The sequence below is a fragment of the Paraburkholderia phytofirmans OLGA172 genome (assembly GCF_001634365.1).
In the GTDB taxonomy this organism is placed as follows: domain Bacteria; phylum Pseudomonadota; class Gammaproteobacteria; order Burkholderiales; family Burkholderiaceae; genus Paraburkholderia.
In genome coordinates this window covers 4,188,882-4,211,665 of record NZ_CP014578.1, presented here as the reverse complement: position 1 = coordinate 4,211,665, position 22,784 = coordinate 4,188,882, and the positions used below count along the sequence as shown (strand labels likewise).

At 61.7% G+C, this 22,784-nt stretch carries 22 protein-coding genes and 1 tRNA gene; 10 read left to right on the top strand and 13 right to left on the bottom strand.

Annotation, left to right across the window (positions count from 1 at the left end):
* The first annotated feature begins 34 nt into the window (after positions 1 to 34).
* The 3 genes from AYM40_RS18510 (at position 35) to AYM40_RS18500 (ending at position 1,349) form a co-directional block, all read left to right on the top strand.
* Entirely contained in the window at positions 35 to 646 is a 612-nt protein-coding gene (locus AYM40_RS18510) for a glutathione S-transferase N-terminal domain-containing protein (protein ID WP_006052302.1), read from the top strand.
* A gap of 74 nt (positions 647 to 720) precedes the next feature.
* Complete coding sequence (locus AYM40_RS18505; RefSeq protein ID WP_063497487.1) at positions 721 to 1,254, top strand: ClpXP protease specificity-enhancing factor; 534 nt, start codon at positions 721 to 723, stop codon at positions 1,252 to 1,254.
* Between the two features lie 19 nt (positions 1,255 to 1,273).
* Positions 1,274 to 1,349: transfer RNA gene (locus AYM40_RS18500), tRNA-Thr, on the top strand.
* Positions 1,350 to 1,670: 321 nt separating this feature from the next.
* On the opposite strand, the gene AYM40_RS18495 is transcribed toward AYM40_RS18500, so the two are convergent.
* Positions 1,671 to 3,263, bottom strand: a complete 1,593-nt coding sequence (locus tag AYM40_RS18495; protein WP_082855125.1) for an FAD-binding oxidoreductase — start codon at positions 3,261 to 3,263, stop codon at positions 1,671 to 1,673.
* 257 nt (positions 3,264 to 3,520) lie between these two features.
* Here AYM40_RS18495 and AYM40_RS18490 point away from each other — a divergent pair, with 257 nt between their 5' ends.
* A complete protein-coding gene (locus AYM40_RS18490; protein ID WP_063497486.1) occupies positions 3,521 to 4,645 on the top strand; it encodes a methyltransferase in 1,125 nt (374 codons plus the stop codon).
* A gap of 68 nt (positions 4,646 to 4,713) precedes the next feature.
* Here AYM40_RS18490 and AYM40_RS18485 read toward each other — a convergent pair whose 3' ends face one another.
* Complete coding sequence (locus AYM40_RS18485; RefSeq protein ID WP_063497485.1) at positions 4,714 to 5,985, bottom strand: TIGR03862 family flavoprotein; 1,272 nt, start codon at positions 5,983 to 5,985, stop codon at positions 4,714 to 4,716.
* A gap of 375 nt (positions 5,986 to 6,360) precedes the next feature.
* On the opposite strand from AYM40_RS18485, the gene AYM40_RS18480 reads away from it, so the two are divergent.
* Positions 6,361 to 6,570 carry a DUF1059 domain-containing protein gene (locus AYM40_RS18480; protein WP_063497484.1) on the top strand — a complete coding sequence of 70 codons (210 nt, stop codon included), beginning with the start codon at positions 6,361 to 6,363 and terminating at the stop codon, positions 6,568 to 6,570.
* A 91-nt stretch (positions 6,571 to 6,661) separates the two neighbouring features.
* On the opposite strand, the gene AYM40_RS18475 is transcribed toward AYM40_RS18480, so the two are convergent.
* Complete coding sequence (locus AYM40_RS18475; RefSeq protein ID WP_063497483.1) at positions 6,662 to 6,982, bottom strand: hypothetical protein; 321 nt, start codon at positions 6,980 to 6,982, stop codon at positions 6,662 to 6,664.
* 384 nt (positions 6,983 to 7,366) lie between these two features.
* Between AYM40_RS18475 and AYM40_RS18470 the strand changes: the two genes are divergently transcribed.
* Positions 7,367 to 8,209, top strand: a complete 843-nt coding sequence (locus AYM40_RS18470; protein ID WP_063497482.1) for a class I SAM-dependent methyltransferase — start codon at positions 7,367 to 7,369, stop codon at positions 8,207 to 8,209.
* A 41-nt stretch (positions 8,210 to 8,250) separates the two neighbouring features.
* Here AYM40_RS18470 and AYM40_RS18465 read toward each other — a convergent pair whose 3' ends face one another.
* Positions 8,251 to 8,805: a DUF1415 domain-containing protein gene (locus AYM40_RS18465; RefSeq protein ID WP_063498099.1), complete on the bottom strand. Its 555-nt coding sequence runs from the start codon at positions 8,803 to 8,805 to the stop codon at positions 8,251 to 8,253.
* Between the two features lie 87 nt (positions 8,806 to 8,892).
* On the bottom strand, positions 8,893 to 9,534 hold the full coding sequence (locus AYM40_RS18460; protein WP_063497481.1) for a TetR/AcrR family transcriptional regulator: 642 nt from the start codon (positions 9,532 to 9,534) through the stop codon (positions 8,893 to 8,895).
* Positions 9,535 to 9,689: 155 nt separating this feature from the next.
* Here AYM40_RS18460 and AYM40_RS18455 point away from each other — a divergent pair, with 155 nt between their 5' ends.
* Positions 9,690 to 10,973, top strand: a complete 1,284-nt coding sequence (locus AYM40_RS18455; RefSeq protein ID WP_063497480.1) for an MFS transporter — start codon at positions 9,690 to 9,692, stop codon at positions 10,971 to 10,973.
* A gap of 185 nt (positions 10,974 to 11,158) precedes the next feature.
* Positions 11,159 to 11,752 carry a nitroreductase family protein gene (locus tag AYM40_RS18450; RefSeq protein ID WP_181448383.1) on the top strand — a complete coding sequence of 198 codons (594 nt, stop codon included), beginning with the start codon at positions 11,159 to 11,161 and terminating at the stop codon, positions 11,750 to 11,752.
* A gap of 127 nt (positions 11,753 to 11,879) precedes the next feature.
* Here AYM40_RS18450 and AYM40_RS18445 read toward each other — a convergent pair whose 3' ends face one another.
* Positions 11,880 to 13,355: an MFS transporter gene (locus tag AYM40_RS18445; RefSeq protein WP_063497478.1), complete on the bottom strand. Its 1,476-nt coding sequence runs from the start codon at positions 13,353 to 13,355 to the stop codon at positions 11,880 to 11,882.
* 189 nt (positions 13,356 to 13,544) lie between these two features.
* On the opposite strand from AYM40_RS18445, the gene AYM40_RS18440 reads away from it, so the two are divergent.
* A complete protein-coding gene (locus tag AYM40_RS18440) occupies positions 13,545 to 14,795 on the top strand; it encodes an Hsp70 family protein (protein ID WP_063497477.1) in 1,251 nt (416 codons plus the stop codon).
* Positions 14,796 to 14,917: 122 nt separating this feature from the next.
* Here the strand turns inward: AYM40_RS18440 and AYM40_RS18435 are convergent, their stop codons facing one another.
* Positions 14,918 to 15,121, bottom strand: a complete 204-nt coding sequence (locus tag AYM40_RS18435; RefSeq protein WP_007180251.1) for a cold-shock protein — start codon at positions 15,119 to 15,121, stop codon at positions 14,918 to 14,920.
* Positions 15,122 to 15,655: 534 nt separating this feature from the next.
* Here AYM40_RS18435 and AYM40_RS18430 point away from each other — a divergent pair.
* Entirely contained in the window at positions 15,656 to 17,251 is a 1,596-nt protein-coding gene (locus tag AYM40_RS18430) for an APC family permease (RefSeq protein ID WP_063497476.1), read from the top strand.
* Positions 17,252 to 17,462: 211 nt separating this feature from the next.
* On the opposite strand, the gene AYM40_RS18425 is transcribed toward AYM40_RS18430, so the two are convergent.
* The 6 genes from AYM40_RS18425 to hemA all read right to left on the bottom strand — a co-directional run bounded on the left by AYM40_RS18425 (position 17,463) and on the right by hemA (position 22,779).
* Positions 17,463 to 18,248, bottom strand: coding sequence for a DODA-type extradiol aromatic ring-opening family dioxygenase (locus tag AYM40_RS18425; RefSeq protein ID WP_063497475.1), 786 nt, complete (start codon positions 18,246 to 18,248; stop codon positions 17,463 to 17,465).
* 113 nt (positions 18,249 to 18,361) lie between these two features.
* Positions 18,362 to 18,958 (bottom strand): UbiX family flavin prenyltransferase, encoded by a 597-nt coding sequence (locus AYM40_RS18420; RefSeq protein ID WP_063497474.1) that lies wholly within the window; start codon positions 18,956 to 18,958, stop codon positions 18,362 to 18,364.
* 49 nt (positions 18,959 to 19,007) lie between these two features.
* Positions 19,008 to 19,319 (bottom strand): Grx4 family monothiol glutaredoxin, encoded by a 312-nt coding sequence (grxD, locus tag AYM40_RS18415; RefSeq protein WP_063497473.1) that lies wholly within the window; start codon positions 19,317 to 19,319, stop codon positions 19,008 to 19,010.
* Between the two features lie 114 nt (positions 19,320 to 19,433).
* Positions 19,434 to 20,276: a peptide chain release factor N(5)-glutamine methyltransferase gene (prmC, locus tag AYM40_RS18410; protein ID WP_063497472.1), complete on the bottom strand. Its 843-nt coding sequence runs from the start codon at positions 20,274 to 20,276 to the stop codon at positions 19,434 to 19,436.
* A gap of 6 nt (positions 20,277 to 20,282) precedes the next feature.
* Entirely contained in the window at positions 20,283 to 21,365 is a 1,083-nt protein-coding gene (gene prfA, locus AYM40_RS18405) for a peptide chain release factor 1 (RefSeq protein WP_063497471.1), read from the bottom strand.
* 127 nt (positions 21,366 to 21,492) lie between these two features.
* On the bottom strand, positions 21,493 to 22,779 hold the full coding sequence (hemA, locus tag AYM40_RS18400; RefSeq protein WP_063497470.1) for a glutamyl-tRNA reductase: 1,287 nt from the start codon (positions 22,777 to 22,779) through the stop codon (positions 21,493 to 21,495).
* Positions 22,780 to 22,784: the final 5 nt, after the last annotated feature.

Sequence of the window (22,784 nt, the reverse complement as noted above, 5' to 3'; positions counted from 1 at the left end):
CGCTGGCCTTTCAGCTTTTTGAGGAAACGTAAACATGATGGTTCTGTATTCCGGCACAACTTGCCCGTTCTCCCAGCGCTGCCGGCTGGTGTTGTTCGAAAAGGGCATGGACTTCGAGATCCGCGACGTCGACCTGTTTAACAAGCCGGAAGACATCGCTGTGATGAATCCGTATGGTCAGGTGCCGATTCTCGTGGAACGGGACCTGATTCTGTACGAATCGAACATCATCAACGAGTACATCGACGAGCGCTTCCCGCACCCGCAACTGATGCCGGCCGATCCGGTTCAGCGCGCCCGCGCCCGTCTGTTCCTGCTGAACTTCGAAAAGGAACTGTTCGTTCACGTCGGCACGCTCGAAAACGAAAAGGGCAAGGCCGCTGAGAAGAATCACGAGAAGGCGCGTCTCGCGATCCGCGATCGCCTCACGCAGCTCGCACCGATCTTCCTGAAGAACAAGTACATGCTCGGCGAAGAGTTCTCGATGCTGGACGTCGCGATTGCGCCGTTGCTGTGGCGTCTGGATCACTACGGCATCGAGCTGTCGAAGAACGCTGCACCGCTGATGAAGTACGCCGAGCGCATTTTCAGCCGCCCGGCTTATATTGAAGCGCTGACGCCTTCGGAAAAGGTGATGCGTCGTTGAGTTTGGCTTTGGGGTGAGGGCGCCGCGTCTCGATGGTTTTCCGTGTGCGCCCCAACCCGGTAAGAGGACTGTTGATGCAAGAGACTTCCACCAAGCCTTATCTGCTGCGCGCGCTGTACGAGTGGTGCACGGATAATGGCTACACGCCGCATATTGCGGTCCGGGTCGACAATCAGACGCGCGTGCCGCGTCAGTTCGTGCGCGATAATGAGATCGTGTTGAACATCAGCTTCGAGGCGACCAGCCAGTTGCAGATGGGCAACGAATGGATCGAGTTCAGCGCACGCTTCTCCGGCAAGTCGCACAAGATCGAAGTGCCGATCGCAAATATTCTCGCGATCTACGCGCGCGAAAATGGGCAGGGCATGGCGTTCCCTGTCGAGTCGGCAGGCGGCGAGGCGCAGGATTCAGGCGCCGACGCGGAACTGGCGGACGAAACCGAACCGCCGGCTGCGCCCGTCGTCAGCGTGGCGCCGCGTGCGGTCGAAACGTCGTCTTCCACTGCTGATGCCGCCTCCGCCAAGGCGGATAGCGCGACCAACAGCCCGCAGCCTGACGACGATGGAACGAAAGGCGGCGGAAGGGCTCGCCTTAAGATCGTGAAATGAAGTAGAATCACGGCCTCATGCCGGCTTAGCTCATCAGGTAGAGCGCTTGACTTGTAATCATGAGGTGGCGGGTTCGAGTCCTGCAGCCGGCACCAGTAGTACGAAAACGGGTTTCTGAAATTTTCAGAAACCCGTTTTTTTATTTCGGGCGACGGTCGGGGCGCGTTAAACATTCGGAAAACGTTCGGAAAACGTCCGTCACCACGACGGACAATGCGTTGAAGCGCAATCGGCGTTCGAAAATTGTTTTAGCACGGCCGCGGCCGAGACGTGGAATGCCGCGCGCGGCTTGCTAGCCAAGGGTTTGACGGTTTCCACATAACGCATGCCGTCATGTCGGCGGCGTGCGCATGCGAAGTGAAAGGCGCTCCATTTTCCCGGATCTCTTTCACCTTGTCGATGTTGGACATTTTTGTCTACGAATCCGTCGCGCCGCGATCACCTGGCACGCCGGTGAGGTGCACTGGCAATCCGCTCCGGGCGGAGCCCGGCCGTATCGACATCGCGTGATGAAAAATGTTGTTCGGATCGTACCGGCGTTTCACGTCTTGCAGAAACGCATAGAGCCCTCCGTCCCCGTAATACAGTTGCGGCCAGAACGGGTACCCGAGCATGTCGGCGTCGGGGTAGTTGATATAGCAGCCCTCGTAGTGCTCGCCCGGATAAGGCGTGCCGTCATAACGCCGATCCATACCGTCCTGCGCCGAATAGACGGCGCGATACAGATCGCCAAGCCAGCGCACATGAGCCGCGTCGTCTTGCGGCGAACTCCAGTAGGTCTGATATTGCAGTTTCATGATCGAGGCGCGCTGTGCAACAGCGGTCGTGCCGGCAAGTTCGGCGCGGTTGATGGCGCCGCCGTACGAATTCACCTGAACCAGCGACTGGCTCAAATCAAGCCCCGCCACGTTTTGGGTGAGGCACGTGTACAGGCGCGCGATCTCATGCGCCGTGAAGTTGTGCTTCATATAAGCCGACTTGTACTTGCCGCGTTGGTTAGGCCCGGAGCCGTTCAGAATCTGCGTCGCGGTCAGCCAGTCATAGCGTGTCACGCTGTGCGATTGGGAGCACAACCGCTGTCCGCCCGACGGGTGCGCCGTGCCGTAGCTGGGCGGCGCGGCGGTGATCGGCACCGGAGCGCACGCCTGAAAGCGCTCGAGGAAGTCGTTCAGTACCGTGAGGTCACGGCACGTGCCGTCCGGGTTGCAAAACTGGCTGAGCAGCACGATCTGACCGGCCGAGCGATGGGTGAGCGTGAGCAATGAGAACAGGCCCCACGTGTCCGGTTGGGTGCCTCGCGTTTCCCAATATTCGCCGTACGCACGCAACAAGGCAGTGAAGCGCGCCTCGTTCATGTCCGCCCAATCGAACGCGACGCTGGCGATGGCAACCTCGGAAGGCGCGCGCGGCAGCTGTGCAAACGCGTATTCGGTCACCACGCCGAAGTTGCCGCCACCAGCGCCCCTGCATGCCCGGAACAGATCCGGATCGCGCTTTGCGTCGACGCTGCGTGGCAGGACGTCGCCATGTGCATCGACGGTGACGATATCCACGCCCGTCAACCAGTCGACGGTCAGTCCGTGCAGCCGCGACAGCAAGCCGTAGCCACCGCCGGAGATGTGTCCGCCTGCGCCGACCGAATAGCATGAGCCGCCGGGCAGCGTGACACCGTGGCGCTTATACAGATCCTGATAACCATTCCAGTTTTGTGTGCCGGCGGCGATGCGAAAACTCCCATCCCGGTCAACTCTCGCGCCGCTCAGGAGGCTCAGATCGAGCACGGTGCCGCCGGGATTGTTCGAAACGAAGTCTTCGTAGCAGTGGCCGCCGCTGCGAATCGTTGGCCGGGATCCCGTGTTGACACAGCGTTGCAACGCAGTGGCGACGTCCTCCATGCTCTCGCACAATTCGATGCGCGCGGCTGCCTGGGCGTCGGTGGCAGGCCAGCGCAGATTGAATCCCTTTGTCAGGGTGTGGTAGCGCAAATCTTCAGGTGTCAGGCTGATCATAAACACTCCGTTGTCCGATATCGATCAGACCGTAGTTTTGAGCGCCGTCCGTGTCAATTGCGCCTGATCGCCGCAGCGCACGCCGGGAGCGGGCCCGTGGACCACGCAACGATAGTGAATTGCGCCCCGCGAACCCGGCCGGGAGAGGTACTATTCGGGCGTCAGTCGGCATCGAAAGACTCACTCCGGCGGGCAACGCCCCCCGACGACGCGACGTTTCACCGCGTCACTCCCGCAACACAGACCCCACCTTCATCATGACCAGCCCCGCAACCATCACCTGGCCCGAAGCCGACGGCCCCCGCACTGCGCGTTGGCGCTCCGAAGCCGCGGTGCCGCCACCCAAACGCGTCGTCGTCGCGGACGACCGTACTACTGCCGACTCAGCCTATCGCCTCGCATGCGAAGGGACGGCTCTGTTGTGGAACGGCGATTTTCAGAACGCCCGCCAGCTGCTGCAGGCGGTCACGCGCCGGCTGGAGCGCAAGCCGCGCAAGCAGGGCGAAACGCCGCTCGACGCGTTCAACCTGCATCGCCAGGCACAGTCGCAACGTGCCCGCACGCTCGGCATGATTCTGATCCCGCTCGACGCCGCTTACGGCATCCCGCTGCGCCGCGCGCCTGAAGTGCAGCAGGCCTGCATCGAAACCTATGGGCCGTCGACCGACGAAGCCTCGGTCGTGTCGCTGCGCGAATTGCTCGGGCTGATCGGTGCGCACGAGTGGCGCAAGAAGGGCGTGGAAATTCCCGTGCTGGGCGAGCGCGTCCATCCGCACTACGGCGTGTTTTCGCCGGTGCGCGGCGAATATGTGGATCTGGTCGCGCGCACGCCGTTACCGTCGTTGAACAAGGCGTTCGATATCGGCACCGGCACCGGCGTGCTGGCCGCGCTGCTCGCCAAACGCGGCGTGAAGAAAATCGTCGCGACCGATCAGGACCCGCGAGCGCTTGCCTGCGCGCGAGAAAACCTCACGCGTCTTGGCTACGATCAGCAAGTCGAGGTCGTGCAGGCGGATCTGTTTCCGGAAGGCCGCGCACCGCTGGTGGTCTGCAATCCGCCGTGGGTGCCGGCGCGGCCCGCATCACCGATCGAATACGCAATCTATGACTCGGAAAGCCGTATGCTGCTCGGTTTTCTGAACGGCCTGGCGGAACATTTGTCGCCAGGCGGAGAAGGCTGGCTGATCATGTCGGATTTTGCTGAGCACCTCGGCTTGCGTACGCGCGAGTGGCTGCTTGCCGCCATTGAAAAAGCTGGGCTGATGGTGGTGGGGCGCGAGGATATCCGTCCGCGGCACCCGAAGTCGACCGATGAAACCGACGCCCTGCATACGGCGCGCGTGGCTGAAGTGACGTCGTTGTGGCGTCTGAAGGCGCGCTAATGATGACGCGCGATGGAACGCAGTGATGCGCAACAGCGCGCAATAAGGCGCCGCTAAAGCTCGGCGTGTCAAGCCGGCGCGCCGCGCGTCTCGAGATAAGCTAGTGCGCCGCGTCCGGCCGCCAGCCCGCTGGCGAAGCAGGCGGTGAGCAGATAACCGCCAGTCGGCGCTTCCCAGTCGAGCATTTCGCCCGCGCAGAACGCACCGGGCAGACGCTCGATCATCAAATGCTTGTCGAGCGCTTCAAAGGGAATGCCGCCAGCGGTGCTGATCGCTTCTGCAATAGGCCGGGCGCGCATGAGCCGCACCGGCAGCGCCTTGATCGCGTGCGCAAGACCGTTCGCATCGGCGAAAGCTTCTTTCGACAGAATTTCATGCAGCAAGGCCAGTTTTACGCCGCTAATACCGATTCTGCCGTGCAGGTGAGTCGACATGGAACGCGAGCCGCGCGGTCGCGTGACCTCGGCCACGACACGCTCCAACGTCAAGCCTGGCGCGAGATCCAGCGCAATGGTGACGTCGCCGTCGGCAAGAATCCGCTCCCGGATAACAGCCGAAAGCGCGTAAATCAGGCTCCCTTCGAGGCCTGTTTCGGTCAGAAGTGCTTCACCTTGTCGATTGTGGACTTTATTGTCTACACCGGTGAGTGTGATGGCCACGGATTTGACCGGCTGACCGGCGAAACGCTCGCGCAGATACGGGCTCCAGTCCGCGTCGAAGCCGCAGTTCACGGGCTGCAATGGCGCCACCGGCACCTCGCGCGCGCTCAGCAGCGGCACCCAGGCGGCGTCCGATCCAAGCCGCGGCCAGCTTGCGCCGCCGAGTGCGAACACCACGGCTTCGCAGCTCACGCGTTGCTCGCCGCCGGGTGTTGCGAAGCGCAACGTGTGCGCGGCGGTGCCGTCGCCATCGTTGTCCCAGCCGGTCCACTTGTGGCGCATGTGAAAGCGCACGCCGGCTTCTCTCAACCGATGCAGCCACGCACGCAACATCGGCGCCGCTTTCATATCGGTCGGAAAAACCCGTCCCGAACTGCCGACGAACGTTTCAACGCCCAGCCCATGCAACCATGCTCGCAAGGCGTCGGGACCGAACGTGTCGAGTAATGGCGCGATCTGTTCGCGGCGCGCGCCATAGCGGCCAAGAAACGCTTCGAGCGGTTCCGAATGCGTGATGTTCATGCCGCCTTTGCCTGCCATCAGGAATTTGCGGCCCACTGATGGCATCGCGTCGTAGACGTCGACCGGTACGCCGTGCCGGGCGAGCGCCTCGGCGGCCATCAAGCCAGCGGGGCCGCCGCCGATCACGGCGACGCGGGCGGAATCGAAGGAGGATGACATGCGGTCCTGCGGATGAGCGGAGGGGCGGCGCGCCGGTTTGATCTGACGATCGGGCGGCGCGAAGGGCGCTATTTTCACACCGTGGGCAGCGCAGGGCAAACGGGCGGCCGCATGCGGGATCAGCCGGCTGAAAAACGCTGGGTTCGGGCGGTTTCGTATCCGTCCAGTTTGCGCTCGTTTCTTTGCAATCCCCCCGCGCGAACTATACTTTTCAAACACCTTCCATCGGACGCAGTCCGCGTCCTTCCCGCGTCGAACTAGCCCACCGCTCTCATTTCGCCCGACGTTGCCAATGCTGCCGCGTTGCGGCTGGCGGCGTGGTTTGCGCGCCTGCTGTTTGTCTGGATGTTTTGACGTTTGATCAAGGAGACTGTCATGACTCGCAAATACATCGACTGTCGCGAGTTTCCGAGCGAAATGAATTGCACGGTTGCCCTATCCGCCGACAGCGAGAGCGAATTGCTCGACGCGGCCGTGCAACATGCCGTGACGGTGCACAAACATACGGACTCGCCGGAACTGCGCTCGCAACTCAAGACGCTGTTTCATGATGGCACGCCGCCGGCTGAGGCGCCGCGCGCGTGATTGTTTTCCGTCTCCCTGAGGACGGAGGCCGGCTGATCAGTTCGAGCTGCGTCGAGCCGCTCGAACGGGTCGCGGCGTTGCGTGGACGTCCTTAGCTGGGGTAAGCCTCATCCACCTTCAGGCCGGCCAGCTTGAAAATGACCCGCAGCGTTTGCGGTTTGATGTCGCGACGCGAAGCGAGCGTCGTCATCACGAAGTCGAGCACTTTCGCGTACTTGAGCATCGTCAGGCACGTTTCCATGTCGATGCTGCCATCGCGTATGACTTCGGCCAGCCGCAGCATTTCGGTGGAAATGTCACGTGCCATCTCCAGTTCGAGCTGCTGCTTTTCCGACCACGCGGGCGCGGCGGTGAGCTTCGCGAGCATTTCCTGAAATTTCTGCTCGACGTTTCCGTTGGGTACCGTGTCCATTGCAGCCTCTTCTATTATCCAGGCGCGCGTCCGTTTGAGATCGCGGCGCGCTGCCGGTTACGTAACGTTCGGTCCGTGTTCCGGGACCGTCTTCCCCACATGCATTCGGTTCACGTGCTCCACGCCACGGCCGACAGCCTGTTGTTATGCGCGACACGGCTTACGCCATCGTTGAGCCGGCCCGCAAGATGTTTTCAAGCCACGTCGGAAACGTTCCGCATACCGCTTTTCGAGCAGGAAGTGTTCCAGGTTTGTGGCGTTTCTCGCATGGTCGACGCGGCTCCTTAGGTGAGCGGCCCGCGCTTTGGGTAAACTGGCAGCAACTTTTCCTTTTTTCCGTCATCTGTCGCACGTTCGCGGTGCAATCGATGGCGGTCCCCCACGATGTCCAGCAAAACCCACGAAATCCGTCCGAACCAATCCGTCGAGCTGTTGAAGGAGCTCCATATCCTGACGCGCGACGGCAAGCTGAACCAGGACAGCCGCCGCAAGCTAAAGCAGGTCTACCACCTGTTCCAGTTCATCGAGCCGCTGCTGAAAGACCTCAAGGACCAGCAGGGCGCGGTGACGCTCGTCGATCACGGCGCGGGCAAGTCATACCTAGGTTTTATCCTGTATGACCTGTTCTTCAAGGAGTTTCAGGGCGCCGCTGGTGGGGCGTCGCACATATACGGCATCGAGACGCGCGAGGATCTCGTGACGAAATCCGAGGAACTGGCCGACCGGCTGGGCTTCAAGGGGATGTCGTTCCTGAATTTGTCGGTGGCGGAATCGATTACGTCGGATCGTTTGCCGGCGCAGATCGATATCGTGACGGCGCTGCATGCGTGCAATACCGCGACTGACGACGCGCTTCGGTTTGCTCTGGAAAAGCATGCGAAGTACATCGTGGTCGTGCCGTGTTGCCAGGCTGAGGTGGCGGGGGTTCTACGGCAAAACAAGGGTAAATCGCTGGGAAATGCCTTAACCGAGATATGGCGGCATCCGCTGCATACCCGGGAATTTGGAAGCCAGATTACTAACGTGCTGCGCTGCTTGCAGCTGGAAGCACATGGATATCAGGTGAGCGTGACCGAGTTAGTCGGGTGGGAGCATTCCATGAAGAATGAACTGATCATTGCTCAGTTCAAGGATCTGCCGAGGCGGCGGCCAGCCGAGAGGCTCAACGAAGTGATGGAAACGCTCGGGATCGAAGAGCTGAAAGAAAGATTTTTTGTCTCTGCCTGATCTGTTCTGCGGCGGTGGCTTTTTGATAGCCACCGCGCGAACTACATTTTCATCAGATCGTTCCAGCCTTTAAGACCGATCCGCCGAAGGGTCTCCTGATTCCGCTCATAAATGGCTTCCGCGTCGGGAAAAGCCTGAACCGCCCGTTCAATACTATCCTCGCGAAGCAGATGCAAAATAGGATAGGGCGCCCGATTCGTATAATTCTCGATATCGTCGGGTTCACTGCCTTCAAACTGATAATGAGGGTGAAAGCTGGCAATCTGAATAATGCCTTCCAGCCGAAGTTGCTTGATCATCCTTTCGGCAAAAAACAGGCAGTCGTTATAGTCGAGAAAATCGCCGAGCGCCTGCGGTAAAACCAGAAGCGTGGTATCCACCGCTTCAGGATTCGCCGCGACGAGCGCCTGAATCTCGGTTTCGAGATCGGTTAACACCCCCTCCATATCCACCGCGTCGCTCACGGCATAGCGAATCTGCCCCTTTACATGCACGGCCTTGGCAAAAGGGCACAGATTGAGCCCAATCACGGCCTCGGTCAGCCAATGACGAGTGGCGGCGATAACAGCATCGTGAGATTCGGCAGGCGACGACATGGCAAGCAGCGAAAAGGGGGAAAGCGCCATTCTAACGGCGCGGAACGCCACCGATCCGCGCCTGGCCGCAAGGGGACGGCAAAAACCTTAACGCACCGGTGACGCGCCGCATGCGGCGGCGAGCAACTGGCCCGCGACCTTCGGTGCGGCAAGAATCGGCCCGCAGCCCGGGCCGTAGGTCTGGCTGGCCGCGTACACGCCTTCGATCATCAAAGCCAGCCCGTTGGCCAGCGCTACGGGATCATCGGCGTCCGCCGCGGTCGTCAGTTCCAGAAGCCGGGCCATCAGCCGTTCCTTGGTGCGGAACACGAATTGCCGCACCGGATGCGCCGGGTCCGGAAACTCAACCGATAAATTCACGAAAGGACAGCCGCGGTAGTCGTCAATCGATGCGCGCACCGTCAGGTCGTCGAAATATTGCTGAAGCTGTTTTGCCGGCTCGCCTGGATGCTTCGCAAAGCTCTTCTCTACGTTGCTGAAAAACTGCGCGTCGTTGCGCTCCAGATACGCCATCACCAGTTCGTCCTTCGACGAAAACTGGCGGTACAAGCTCATCTTGTTCACGCCCGCGCGCTCGACCACCGCGTCGACGCCGACCGCCCGCACACCCTCGCGATAAAACAGTTCGTCTGCGGCGCGCAACAGATGCTGCTGTGCCTCCGGGCCGGCCGTCTGCGCGCCGCGTGCTCGCCGTGCCGCGGCTGGTTTGAGGGTTTCTCTGTCGGACATGGCATGCCACCTGAATTGAATAGACGCCTTGACATGTTACCGACCAGTAACTAATATCGCAATACTCATTGTGACTGATCTGTCACAAATCCTTTACCAAAGTCGTAGCAATGCGAGCGGCGCGCCCTGTGGGGCGCGTGTCGATTGGAGAACCGATGAACTGGGTGGCGAGACTGATTGGCGGACGTTTCCACTACGCCTGGTTGACCGTGGCGGTGGTGTTTCTGGTATTGCTGGCAGCGGCCGGAACGCGCGCCACGCCGAGCGTGATGATGGTGCCGTTGGAGCATCAATTCGGCTGGAGCCGCGCGACGATTTCGCTCGCCATCTCTGTGAACATCGCGCTCTACGGCTTGATGGGGCCGTTCGCGGCCGCGGCGATGCAGCGCTTTGGCGTGCGTCCAACTTTGCTGGCCGCGCTCGGCACGATGGCGGCGGGCGTGGCGCTGTCGTCGCTGATGACGCATCCGTGGCAAATGGTTCTGATTTGGGGCGTGTTGGTGGGCGGCTCGACCGGGGTGGCGGCGCTGTCGTTGTCGGCGACCGTTGTGACGCGCTGGTTCACCACGCATCGTGGCCTCGTGATGGGGATTCTCACCGCCAGTTCGGCGACCGGCCAACTGGTGTTCCTGCCGATGCTCGCGGCCATCACCGAGCATTACGGCTGGCGCCAGGTGGTGTGGGTCGTCGCGGGCGCGGCGGCGATCGTCTTGCCACTGGTCGCGTTTCTACTCCCGGAGCGGCCCGCGGATATGCAACTGCGCCCGTTCGGTGAACCGGCCGATGCACCGGTCTCCACCTCGGTGACGAAGCAAAACCCGCTGGCCATCGCCTTCGGCACGCTCGCCATGGCGAGCAAGACCCGTGACTTCTGGCTGTTGTTCTTCAGCTTCTTTATTTGCGGCGCTAGCACCAATGGTTACGTCGGCACGCACCTGATCGCGATGTGCGGCGACTACGGCATGACCGAAGTGCAGGGCGCCTCTTTGCTCGCCGCCATGGGCATCTTCGATCTGTTCGGCACGACGCTGTCGGGCTGGCTGTCGGACCGCTTCGATAGCCGCGTGTTGCTGTTCTGGTATTACGGTCTGCGCGGTTTGTCGCTGATGTATCTGCCGCACGCGTTCGGCATCGATTTTTTCGGCCTGCCGTTGTTCGCCTTGTTTTATGGACTCGACTGGATCGCCACCGTGCCACCCACTGTGCGTCTCGCGACCGATGTCTACGGCGAGGAAGCGGCGCCGGTCGTGTTCGGCTGGGTGGTCGCCGGCCACCAGCTCGGCGCGGCCTTCGCGGCGCTCGGCGCGGGCATCCTGCGCGCGAGTCTCGGCACGTACACGGTGGCGTCGATGATTTCTGGCGGGCTGTGCCTGGGTGCTGCCGTGATCGTGCTGCGGATCAACCGGCAGGCTAAAGTGCCGGAGCCGCAAGCGGTATGAAGCTGCGCCCTTGCGCGCGGTGAATGAAGCGAAGCAGCGCAAACGGCCTCATACGAGGCCGTTTGCCATTGCAGCCGACGTGAAAACTAAAGCGCACTTGGTGGAGCGCGAGCGGCTCAGCCCGGTTATGCTATGAAACCCCGGGCAGCCGCCCGTCGATCATGAATTTCGACCGAGAGAAGCGCATGACCAACAAACCCGCCCCTACCGCAGTTGCCATTCACGAGCTGATTGCAGGTCGCTGGAGCCCGCGCGCGTATTCGAGCGAGCCGGTGAGCCGCGAGCATCTGCATTCGGTGCTCGAGGCGGCACGCTGGGCGCCGTCTTCGTATAACGCGCAGCCGTGGCGTTTCCTCGTATTCGACCGCCGTGTCGATGAAGTCTCGTTCAAGCAGGCCTTCGCCACACTGGTGCCGTTCAACCAGGGCTGGAATGCACCGGCGCCGGTGCTGATCGCGGTGACCACGCATACGCTCACCAACAAGGGTGAAGTGAACCGTTGCGCGCCGTACGACGCGGGTGCCGCGGCAATGGCGCTGGTGCTGCAGGCGCATGCGCTCGGTCTCGCCGCGCATCAGATGAGCGGCTTCGATCCGAACGCGTTCCGCGCGGCGTTCAAGCTGCCGCATGATGTCGACGTGATCGCCATCATTTCGCTCGGCCATTACGGCGAAGTCGACAAGCTCGATCCGGTGCTGCGCGAGCGCGAGAAGTCGGTGCGTCAGCGTTTGCCGCTTGCCGACATCGCTTATGGCGGCGGCTGGAAGAAGGCGTTCTGAGCGCCTTGCGGCCTTGGTGGTGATAAAAACGCGCGGTGCTGACCGTGCGTTTTTATTCCGCATTGCCCGCGACGCTACAAGGCGCGTGGTTCGTTCCCCGCAGCCCACGAGGCTCAAGGCGCGTGGTTCATTGCACGCCGTCCGCGACGCTCGAAAGCGGCGCGGCGACATTCTCGAGCGACTTGCGCTCCGCATCGATGCCCCAGATCGCGGCGATTACCGCAGCGGCTAGCATCAGCCCCGAGCCGACCAGATAGCCCAAAAACACTTCGCTGCGCTGATGCGTGTCGATCAGCCGGCCGAAGAACGCCGGGCCGATGATGCCGCCCAGCGCTGTGCCGAACGCGTAGAACACCGCGATCGCCAGCGCGCGGATTTCCAGCGGAAACGATTCGCTGACCGTCAGATACGCCGAACTCGCTGCCGCGGAGGCGAAGAAGAAGACCACCATCCAGGCGATCGTCTGCGTCACGACGGTGAGCATCTGCTGCTCGAACAGGTAGCCGCTTAGCGTCAGCAGGATGCCGGACAGAGCGTAAGTCACAGCGATCATCTTGCGTCGCCCGATTACGTCGAAGAGCCAGCCGAGCGCGAGCGGTCCAAGGAAGTTGCCGAGCGCGAACGGCAACAGATACCAGCCGATATGGTCGCCCGGCACATGATAGAAATCGGTCAGCACCAGCGCGTAGGTAAAGAAGATCGCGTTGTAGAAGAACGCCTGAGCGGTCATCAACGACAGGCCGACCAGCGCGCGCCGTCGGTGCACGTTGAACAGTGTGTGAAACACCTCGCGTAGCGGCGTAGGTCCGCGTGCCCGCAGTTTTAGCCGCGTGAGGTCATCGTCGGCGAGTGCATGGCCTTCGTCGCGAAAACGCGTTTCGATGCCCTCGACGATCGCGTGCGCATCGCGCTCGCCGCCATGCGTCAGCAACCAGCGCGGACTTTCGGGCACCCAGATGCGCATCGGCAGAATCCCCAGCGCCAGCACCGCGCCAATGAAGAAACAGGCGCGCCAGCCCCAGTCGCCCGGCAGCAGATTCGGATCGAGCAGGATCAGCGAGCCCGCCGCGCCGAGTCCCGCGCCGACCCAGAAGGTGCCGTTGATGCCGAGATCGGTCCAGCCGCGCACCCGCGCGGGCGTGAACTCCTGAATGGTCGAATTGATCGCCGTATATTCGCCGCCGATGCCTGCGCCGGTGAGAAAGCGAAACAGCAGGAAACTAGCGAGATTCCACGACAAAGCGGTCGCCGCGGTGGCGGCCAGGTACAACGCGAGCGTCATGAAGAACAGCTTGCGACGGCCGAGCCGGTCGGTCAGCCAGCCGAAGCCGAGCGCGCCGAGCACGGCGCCGGCAATATAAGCGCTGCCGGCGAGGCCCACGTCGGCGTTGGTAAAGTGCAGCGATGGACTAGACTTCAACGCACTTGCCACCGCGCCCGCCAGCGTCACTTCAAGACCGTCCAGCAGCCACGTGACACCCAGTGCAACGACGATCAGCGAGTGAAAGCGTCCCCACGGCAAACGGTCGAGCCGCGAAGGCAGGTCGGTGTCAATGACGGCAGCGGTTCTCTCGGGAACAACGGCAGTAGGCGGCGCGCTCATTGCTGTGAGTCTCCTGATTACCGAAAATTGGCGGCGTATCCTGTCGAATTCAGCAATTTTTGTTCCGCCGGGCGGGATTTGGACAGTGTTGCGGGCGTCCTGAAAGCGTCAGTTGATGCTGATTGGGCTTTCGTGATACAAAGCCGCTCCCCTTTCTGTCCGCGCCAGCCGTGAGCGGCGATTCCTGCCATGAACTATTGCGCGATTGACTTCGGTACTTCCAATTCGGCCGTGGCCGTCCCTGACGGCGCTGCGCTTAGGCTTGCGCCGGTCGAGGGCGCCTATACGACGCTGCCGACCGCCGTCTTTTTCAACACCGACGAGAACACCCGCGAGTTCGGGCGCGCGGCGTTGGCGGCGTACATCGACGGTTTCGACGGCCGTCTGATGCGTTCGATGAAAAGTATTCTCGGCTCGCCGCTCGCCGAGAATTCGACCGATCTGGGCGACGGCTCGGCGATCAAGTACACGGACATCATTGCGATTTTCGTCGACCATTTAAAGCGCTCGGCCGAGAAGAGCGCCGGCGGTCCGATCAGCCGCGCCGTGCTGGGCCGCCCGGTGTTCTTCGTCGACGACGATCCGCGCGCGGACCAGATGGCGCAGCAGCAGCTCGAAGCGGCGGCGCGCTCAGTCGGGTTGCGGGAAATTCACTTTCAGTATGAGCCGATCGCGGCCGCGTTCGACTACGAATCGCATCTTACCGAAGAGGGACTCGTGCTGGTGGCCGACATCGGCGGCGGTACGTCGGACTTCTCGCTGGTGCGGGTGGGACCGGAGCGGATGACGCGCGTCGAGCGTAAAGACGACGTGCTGGCCCACCACGGTGTGCACGTCGCGGGTACGGATTTCGACCGCCGCGTCGAACTGGTGACGATCCTGCGCGAACTCGGCTATCAGACGCTCGACCCTGAAGGCCGCGAGATTCCGAACCGCATCTATTTTGATCTCGCGACCTGGCACCTGATCAACACCGTCTACGCCCCGAAGCGCGTCAGCGAACTCGCGCTCATGCGGCATCTCTTTACCCAGGTCAAACATCACGACCGCCTGATGCGCGTCGTGGAACGCCGCTTGGGCCATGCATTGGCTGCTCATGCGGAAGAGGCGAAGATCGGCGTGGCGGCAGGCGGCGAGACCCTGATCGACCTCGACGAGGTAGAAGACGACCTGCGCCTCGCATTCGACGAAGCGCAGCTGATCAAGGCCGGCCAGGACGAGACGCAGCGCATCGTGCAGGCGGCGCGCGACACGGTGCAGGCGGCCGGCGTAGCCCCGCGCGACGTCGAGGCGATTTACTTCACGGGTGGCTCGACCGGATTGGCGTTTCTATCAGATGCGTTGGCAGCGGCATTTCCGGGTGCCAAAGCGGTATTCGGAGACCGTCTCGCCAGTGTCGCGACAGGTCTCGGTATTCACGCGCGCCGTCTGTTCGGATAACCAGACTAACCAATCGCATACAGCGAAGATAATCGCCGCATGTAGATGCCATTCAGTTGCGACGGATATAAAAAAACCCCGCCGAGGCGGGGTTTTTTGCGTCCAGAAGGAAGCGTGCTTGCTTACACCGGCTTGATGTTAGCAGCTTGCTTGCCCTTCGGGCCCGTCTTCACTTCAAACGTAACCTTTTGGTTTTCTTGCAGCGTCTTGAAGCCTTCCGTGCGGATTTCCGAGAAATGCGCGAACAGATCTTCGCCGCCGCCGTCCGGCGTGATGAAGCCAAAGCCCTTTGCGTCATTGAACCACTTGACGGTACCGGTTTCCATATTACTTGTTCCTAAAGATGGTAAATAAGGCCGAAGCCCAATGGGTGCGCATGAAAATCAAGGAAGGGGGTAATGGGACCAACCGGAGTACCGTTGATGGGCGAACTACGAAAGACCAATTCACTCGCCGCTTGAAATCCTGCCCGAACGTTATACGGCGATTTCGGGCGAAGGTCAACACTCTTATCCCATTTTTACAATGTTTTGATGGATTGGTGTAAAAATTGCTTACAAAGCTTGCTATTCGCCCGAAAATTTTGCCAGGGAGAACCCTTGGTTTCGCTGCAGCGTGAGGGTGCAACCGTTAAACTACGCGCCGCGCGTCGGTTGCACCTCATTGGAATGAGTCGTCGCGTATGCATGCGCGTCACCCCGTCTCCAGCGCCACAAGCGATGTCACGTGGTGCCGACGTGGTTATGATGCAATCTGCATGGGATCGGAGTCAGTGCTAAAGCACCGGCTCCGGTCGTCATACGGTGTATGGGACCAGAGTAAGTGCTAAAGCGCTAACGCTGGTCGACACAGGAGAAGATGTGAAAAGTTCTATACAACGGAACATTGGACCGGTCGCGCTGTTGCTGACCGGCTTGGGTTCGATCATCGGATCGGGCTGGCTGTTCGGCGCGTGGAAGGCTGCAAAAATTGCCGGGCCGGCTGCCATTTGTGCATGGATCATCGGCGCGGTTGTGATTCTCGCGATTGCCTTGACCTACGCAGAACTCGGCGCGATGTTCCCGGAGTCTGGCGGCATGGTGCGTTACGCGCGCTATTCGCACGGCGCGCTGGTTGGGTTCATCAGTGCATGGGCCAACTGGATCGCCATTGTCTCGGTGATTCCAATCGAGGCTGAAGCATCCATTCAATATATGAGCACCTGGCCGTATCCATGGGCGCATGCGTTATTCGTGGATGGGTCATTAACGACCAATGGGCTGTTGCTGTCCGCAGCCCTCGTGATCATTTACTTCCTGCTGAACTACTGGGGCGTGAAGCTGTTCGCGCGCGCCAATTCGGCGATTACGGTCTTCAAGTTCCTGATTCCGGCTGCGACAATCCTCGGCTTGATGCTGACGGGCTTCCACAAGGAAAACTTCGGCGAAGCGAGCACCTTTGCGCCGTACGGCTGGTCGGCGGTGCTGACGGCGGTGTCGACGAGCGGTATCGTGTTTGCGTTCAACGGTTTCCAGAGCCCGATCAACCTCGCCGGTGAAGCGCGCAATCCGGCGAAGAGCGTGCCGTTCGCGGTGATCGGCTCGATCCTGCTGGCGCTGGTGATCTACGTGCTGCTGCAGATCGCGTATATCGGCGCGGTGAACCCGAGCGACGTGATGAAGGGCTGGAGCCACTTCAACTTCGCCTCGCCGTTCGCTGAACTGGCGATCGCGCTGAACCTGAACTGGCTGGCGATCCTGCTGTACGTCGACGCATTCGTCAGCCCGAGCGGCACGGGCACGACCTACATGGCGACCACTACCCGCATGATCTACGCAATGGAGCGCAACAACACGATGCCGAAGATGTTCGGCAACGTGCACCCGTTCTACGGCGTGCCGCGTCAGGCAATGTGGTTCAACCTGCTGGTGTCGTTCATTTTCCTGTTCTTCTTCCGCGGCTGGAGCTCGTTGGCGGCGGTGATCTCGGTCGCGACCGTGATCTCGTACCTGACTGGCCCGATCAGCCTGATGGCGCTGCGCCGCGCGGCGACCGATCTGGAGCGCCCGCTGCACATTGTTGGCATGAAGATCATTGCGCCGTTCGCTTTCGTGTGCGCGTCGCTGATCCTGTACTGGGCGAAGTGGCCGCTGACGGGCGAAATCATTCTATTGATGGTCGTCGCGCTGCCGGTCTACTTCTACTTCCAGGCGAAGTCGGGTTTCGGCGGCTGGGGACGTGACCTGAAGGCTGCATGGTGGCTCGTGGCCTACCTGCCGGTGATGGCGATCCTGTCGCTGATCGGTAGCAAGGAATTCGGCGGCCGCGGCATTCTGCCGTATGGCTGGGACATGCTGGTGGTGATCGCGTTTTCGCTGGTGTTCTACTACTGGGGCGTGAATAGCGGCTATCGCTCGGAATACCTGGAAGAGCGTCAGACGCACGACGAAGTGCTCGAGGGCATGGGCGCACATTAAGTTGCTGCGCTGAGTCTCGCGCCGGGTCGTCGGACAGTCGGATCGACATTGTCCGGCAAAGCACGAAAAAAGCCTGCCTGAGTTGTGAGCTGCACCCCAAATCGTTGGGCGAGTGTCCAACTTTTGGGGTGCAGTTCATTTCTCAGGCGGCTTTGTTTACTGCGCCTCGATCGTGGTCCGACGCTGCGGTTGGCGTTGGGTTGGCGTTGAGTCAGGCAGTGCCGAACACGTAATTCGTCATGGCGAGCGAGCGCTGATAGGTTCCGAGCGACTGGATCGCCAGCGAATAATCATCGTCCGCCGCACCTAGCGCCGCGAATACGGGGAGCAGGTGTTCGTCGGTCGGATGCATCAGCACCGCATGCGGCGCCTGACGGCGGTAGTCGAGCAACGCGTCAATGTCATGCGCGGCGAGCCTGGCCTCGAACCAGTCGGTGAATTCGGCCACGCGCGGATCGGCGTCTTCGGGGCGCGCGGAAAAATCCGCAGCGCGCAGGTTGTGCGTGATCTGACCCGAGCCGATCACCATCACGCCATCGTCTTTCAGCGAGCGCAACGCGCGACCCACACGGAAGTGATGGGCGGCGTCCATGTGCGGCTGGATCGACAACTGTGCGACCGGCAGGTCGGCTTCCGGGAACATCAGCAGCATCGGCACCCACGCACCGTGGTCGAGCCCATGCGGCTGGGTGGTGGTGAGGATGCCGTGTTCACCGAGCAGCACAGCGGCACGGCGCGCCACGTCGGGCGCGCCCGGAGCCGGATATTGAATTTCATACAACTGACGCGGGAACCCATAGAAATCGTGGATGGTTTCCGGCGCCGTGGACGTGCTCGCCACAGGCTGCGCCGTGCCCCAATGTGCCGACAGCATCAGCACGGCTTCAGCGCGCGGCAATTGCGCCGATAGCGAGCCGAATTCGGTGGACGGCAGGGCAGGGTCGATCGGCAGCGTAGGCGCGCCGTGGGAGAGGAAAAGCGACGGTAAGCGATTCATGGCAGCAACGCCGCCGCGGGAACGCGGCGCGGAAGTGGGGTTGCTATCAATATAGGTCCATACCGACGTTTGATAAACGGGTAAAAACGGAATTGATTGTGTCGCAGTTGTTGTTAATCACTCTCGCGCAATCCTGGCCATGCCGGCGACATGGCGGGTCCCAACGCGAATAGATCTAACACGCGCGCCACCGTGTGATCGACCATTTCGTCGATCGTCGCCGGCTGGTTATAGAAAGCAGGCAAGGGCGGAAAGATCACGCCGCCCATTTCGGTGACGGCCGTCATGTTGCGCAGGTGCGCGAGATTGAACGGCGTTTCGCGCACGAGGAGCACGAGCCGGCGACGCTCCTTGAGCGTGACGTCGGCGGCGCGGGTGATCAGGTTGTCGGAAAAACCGTGTGCGACGCTTGCCAGCGTCTTCATCGAGCAGGGGGCGACCACCATGCCGTCGGTGGCAAACGAGCCGGACGCGATGCTCGCGCCGACGTCGCGGACCGAATGGACGACATCCGCGAGCGGATGCACGTCTTCTTTGCTCAACCGGAGTTCATGCTGGATATTGAGCCAGCCCGCGCTCGAAATCAGCAGATGGCTCTCGACGCCGCCGAGCCTGCGCAACGTCTCGAGCAACCGGATGCCGTAGATGGCGCCGGTCGCGCCGGTGATCGCGACGATCAGCCGGCGTGGCGCCGCAGCACGTGTTTCCATGGCTCGCGGCGTCTTATCGGAGGACAACAAACGTTCGGACGGCGGACGTTCAGGCCGCTGCGAACAGTTGCTGCAGTTCGCCCGATTCGTACATTTCCATCATGATGTCCGAGCCGCCGACGAATTCGCCCTTCACGTAGAGCTGCGGAATGGTCGGCCAGTTCGAGAAATGCTTGATGCCCTGGCGGACTTCGTCGTCTTCGAGCACGTTGACGGTTTTGATTTCGCCGACGCCGCACGCCTTCAGAATCTGGATGGCGCGGCCGGAAAAGCCGCACATCGGGAACTGGGCGGTGCCCTTCATGAAGAGCACGACATTGTTTTCGTCGACGATTTGCTTGATGCGTTGTTGCGTATCCATGACTGACCTTGCGGTTCCGTTATGTGTAGGGAATAGGCTGAAATGATAGCGGATTTCGGTAAGATCGGCCGAGAGCCGCTTTGCCACCCCGGCGATTAAGGCCATCCATCGAGGTCAGCCGGGTAACTGCCCGCCGCTGATTCGCTCAATACCGGCAAGATCCTGCTCCGAGCGGACGTGTGCAAAACCTTGCGACGTCAGCAGGTCGCGCACGGCTTCCGCCTGATCGTATCCGTGTTCGATCCACAATACGCCGTTGGCGGTCAAACGTGCGGGCGCGCCCGCGACAATCTTGCGGATCGCGCTGAGACCGTCGGCTTCGTCGGTGAGCGCGCCGCGCGGCTCGAAGCGCAGATCGCCTTCCGACAGATGCGGATCGCCGCTCGCGATATAGGGCGGATTGCTGACGATTACGTTAAAGCGCAACGCTGCGTCGAGCGAGCCGTACCAGTCGCTTTGCTGCAATACCACGGCGCCGCCGGGGCGTTGGGTATCCAGCAGATGTGCGGCGTTGCGTGTGGCCACCGCCAGCGCTTCGGCGGAACGGTCCAGTGCCCAAACCTGCGCGTCGGGCCGCATCGACGCAATCGCCATGGCAATCGCGCCGGTGCCGGTGCCCAGATCGAGCACGCGTGGCCGCGAGATGTCTTCCATCGCCGCCAACGCCGTTTCGACCAGCAATTCGGTTTCCGGACGTGGAATCAGCACATCCGGCGTCACTTCGAAATCGAGCCCGAAAAATTCGCGCGCGCCGACCAGTTGCGCCACCGGCTCACCGGCGACACGCCGCACTTCCAGGGTCCGGTATCGCTCGACGACCGCGCCGTTGAGCGCTTCTTCGCTGCGCGTAATCAATTGCGTATGCCGCCAGCCGAGCACATGCGTGAGCAGAATTCGCGCTTCGAGCGGCGGCAGTGGCGAGGCGCGCAACAGCGCGGCGGGCGTGACCGGATCCATCCGTGCTTAGTCCGCGTCGCCCAGCGAGGCCAGCAACTCGGCCTGATGCTCGCTGACCAAGGCTGCGATCAACTCGTCGAGATCGCCGTCCATGATTGCGTCGAGGCGATACAGCGTCAGATTGATCCGATGATCCGTCAGACGCCCCTGTGGGAAGTTGTAGGTGCGAATCCGCTCCGAGCGATCGCCCGAGCCGATCAGGCTCTTGCGCGTTGCGGCTTCTTTCGCCTGCTGCTCGTGCGACTGCTTGTCCTTGATGCGCGCGGCCAACACCTTCAGCGCGCGATCCTTGTTCTTGTGCTGCGACCGGTCGTCCTGACATTCGACGACGATGCCCGTCGGCAAGTGCGTGACGCGCACGGCCGAATCCGTCTTGTTGATGTGCTGGCCGCCCGCGCCCGACGCACGGAACGTGTCGATGCGCAGATCGGCTGGATTGATTTCGACTTCGCCGATTTCGTCCGCTTCCGGCATCACCGCGACCGTGCACGCCGACGTGTGAATGCGGCCCTGCGTTTCGGTGGCCGGCACGCGTTGCACGCGGTGGCCGCCCGATTCGAACTTGAGCTTGGAATAGGCCGCTTCGCCGGCGATCCGCACGATCACTTCCTTATAGCCGCCGAGGTCCGATTCGCTGGCCGACATCATCTCCGCTTGCCAGCGATTGCGCTCGGCAAAGCGCAGGTACATGCGCAGCAAATCGCCGGCGAACAGCGCGGATTCGTCGCCGCCCGTGCCGGCACGGATTTCGAGGAAGATGTTGCGGTCGTCGTTGGGGTCTTTCGGCAGCAGCATTTTCTGCAATTCCGCGCCGAGTTTTTCCATCCGCTCGCGCGACGTGCGAATTTCGTCTTCCGCGAAGTCGCGCATCGATGCGTCCGCCAGCAGTTCCTGCGCGGTCGCCGCGTCGTTCATCGCCTGGCGCCATAGCGCGTAATGCTCGACGACCGGTCCCAGCTCGGCGTGTTCACGCGTGAGCTTGCGGTATTGGTCGAGATTCGAGGTGACGTCCTCGCGGCTCAACAGGTCGTTCAGTTCGGCCAGCCGGGTAGTGAGCTGGTCGAGCTTGCGTTGCATGCTCGTTTTCATCGGACGGGTTTCGGAGCGGACTCCGGCAAGGACGGCAACTAGGGGAGTGGGCAGATGCCCTGGTCAGAAGCATGTCGCGGGCCACCTTCCGGTGACGCACGCGAACCGCGCGGCGGGGGCTGCGCCGCTAACGCTCCGAAGAACCGGAGTGTTTGTAGAAGCCGCTCATCAGTTCAATGAGCGTGTCACGGTTGTCGCTGCTCGCGCGATTGAGCGCGTGCGTCGGCCCGTGGATCAATTTATTGGTGAGCGATTGCGACAGCGCTTCGAGTACCGCTGCCGGGTCGTCGCCGCGCGCGAGCATTTTCTGCGCGCGTTCGACTTCGGCGCGACGCAGCACGTCGGCCTGCGTATGCATGTGGCGGATCACCGGCACGATGCTGCGCGCGTCGAGCCAATGCATGAAATTCTGCACGCGCGTCTCGATAATCGCTTCAGCTTGGGCGACCGCGGCTTGCCGCGACGCATTGCCTTCGCGCACGAGCGCGCCGAGGTCGTCTACGGTGTACAGGAACACGTCTTCGAGCTGTCCGACTTCGGGTTCGATGTCGCGCGGCACGGCCAGATCGACCATGAAAATCGGCCGGTGACGGCGCGCTTTCACGGCCCGCTCGACCGCGCCCAGACCGATGATCGGCAGGGTGGAAGCGGTACACGACACGATGATGTCGAACTCGTGCATGCGCGCGGGCAGTTCCGAGAGCGGAATGGCCCGGCCGTTGAAGCGTTCGGCGAGGCGGGTGCCGCGCTCGGCGGTGCGATTGGCGACGACGAGTTCACGTGGCTGCTGCGCGGCGAAGTGCGTAGCGCACAACTCGATCATTTCGCCCGCACCGATGAACAGCACGCGCTGGTTCGACACCTTGTCGAAAATCCGCTGCGCGAGCCGCACGGCGGCCGCCGCCATGGAAACCGACTGCGCGCCGATTTCAGTCGTGCTGCGCACTTCCTTCGCAACGGCGAAGGTGCGCTGGAACAGCTGGTTCAGATAGGTGCCGAGCGCACCGGCTTCAGACGCCGTGCGTACCGCATCCTTCATTTGTCCGACGATTTGCGTCTCGCCCAGCACCATCGAATCGAGTCCCGATGCGACGCGGAACGCGTGGCGCACGGCTTCCGACTGCGGCAGCGCATAGACATGCGGCGCAAGTTCGTTGACGGGCAGGTTGTGGTACTTCGAGAACCACTCGATCGCGGCTTCTCGCGCGGCCTGGTCGTCGGTCGCGCAGTAGAGTTCGGTGCGATTGCAGGTGGACAGAATCGCCGCTTCCGGCGCCGTGCGGGCGGTGCGGCCAAGCCAGACGCTCTTGAAGGTGTCCAGTGCAGGCTTGATCTGTTCGAGCGGAAACGCCACGCGTTCGCGCAAGGCGACAGGCGCAGTGTGGTGATTGATTCCGATCGTTAGAAGCTGCATATGGG

What these genes read in the sequence shown, in the direction of transcription:
- AYM40_RS18425 (WP_063497475.1), bottom strand. Translation starts at nt 18,248, where the DNA reads ATGAATCGCTTACCGTCGCTTTTCCTCTCCCACGGCGCGCCTACGCTG.
- AYM40_RS18450 (WP_181448383.1), top strand. Translation starts at nt 11,159, where the DNA reads ATGACCAACAAACCCGCCCCTACCGCAGTTGCCATTCACGAGCTGATT.
- AYM40_RS18465 (WP_063498099.1), bottom strand. Translation starts at nt 8,805, where the DNA reads ATGTCGTCGCCTGCCGAATCTCACGATGCTGTTATCGCCGCCACTCGT.
- AYM40_RS18480 (WP_063497484.1), top strand. Translation starts at nt 6,361, where the DNA reads ATGACTCGCAAATACATCGACTGTCGCGAGTTTCCGAGCGAAATGAAT.
- grxD (WP_063497473.1), bottom strand. Translation starts at nt 19,319, where the DNA reads ATGGATACGCAACAACGCATCAAGCAAATCGTCGACGAAAACAATGTC.
- AYM40_RS18470 (WP_063497482.1), top strand. Translation starts at nt 7,367, where the DNA reads ATGTCCAGCAAAACCCACGAAATCCGTCCGAACCAATCCGTCGAGCTG.
- AYM40_RS18495 (WP_082855125.1), bottom strand. Translation starts at nt 3,263, where the DNA reads ATGATCAGCCTGACACCTGAAGATTTGCGCTACCACACCCTGACAAAG.
- AYM40_RS18460 (WP_063497481.1), bottom strand. Translation starts at nt 9,534, where the DNA reads ATGTCCGACAGAGAAACCCTCAAACCAGCCGCGGCACGGCGAGCACGC.
- AYM40_RS18435 (WP_007180251.1), bottom strand. Translation starts at nt 15,121, where the DNA reads ATGGAAACCGGTACCGTCAAGTGGTTCAATGACGCAAAGGGCTTTGGC.
- AYM40_RS18440 (WP_063497477.1), top strand. Translation starts at nt 13,545, where the DNA reads ATGAACTATTGCGCGATTGACTTCGGTACTTCCAATTCGGCCGTGGCC.
- AYM40_RS18485 (WP_063497485.1), bottom strand. Translation starts at nt 5,985, where the DNA reads ATGTCATCCTCCTTCGATTCCGCCCGCGTCGCCGTGATCGGCGGCGGC.
- AYM40_RS18475 (WP_063497483.1), bottom strand. Translation starts at nt 6,982, where the DNA reads ATGGACACGGTACCCAACGGAAACGTCGAGCAGAAATTTCAGGAAATG.
- hemA (WP_063497470.1), bottom strand. Translation starts at nt 22,779, where the DNA reads ATGCAGCTTCTAACGATCGGAATCAATCACCACACTGCGCCTGTCGCC.
- AYM40_RS18510 (WP_006052302.1), top strand. Translation starts at nt 35, where the DNA reads ATGATGGTTCTGTATTCCGGCACAACTTGCCCGTTCTCCCAGCGCTGC.
- AYM40_RS18505 (WP_063497487.1), top strand. Translation starts at nt 721, where the DNA reads ATGCAAGAGACTTCCACCAAGCCTTATCTGCTGCGCGCGCTGTACGAG.
- prmC (WP_063497472.1), bottom strand. Translation starts at nt 20,276, where the DNA reads ATGGATCCGGTCACGCCCGCCGCGCTGTTGCGCGCCTCGCCACTGCCG.
- prfA (WP_063497471.1), bottom strand. Translation starts at nt 21,365, where the DNA reads ATGAAAACGAGCATGCAACGCAAGCTCGACCAGCTCACTACCCGGCTG.
- AYM40_RS18420 (WP_063497474.1), bottom strand. Translation starts at nt 18,958, where the DNA reads ATGGAAACACGTGCTGCGGCGCCACGCCGGCTGATCGTCGCGATCACC.
- AYM40_RS18455 (WP_063497480.1), top strand. Translation starts at nt 9,690, where the DNA reads ATGAACTGGGTGGCGAGACTGATTGGCGGACGTTTCCACTACGCCTGG.
- AYM40_RS18445 (WP_063497478.1), bottom strand. Translation starts at nt 13,355, where the DNA reads ATGAGCGCGCCGCCTACTGCCGTTGTTCCCGAGAGAACCGCTGCCGTC.
- AYM40_RS18490 (WP_063497486.1), top strand. Translation starts at nt 3,521, where the DNA reads ATGACCAGCCCCGCAACCATCACCTGGCCCGAAGCCGACGGCCCCCGC.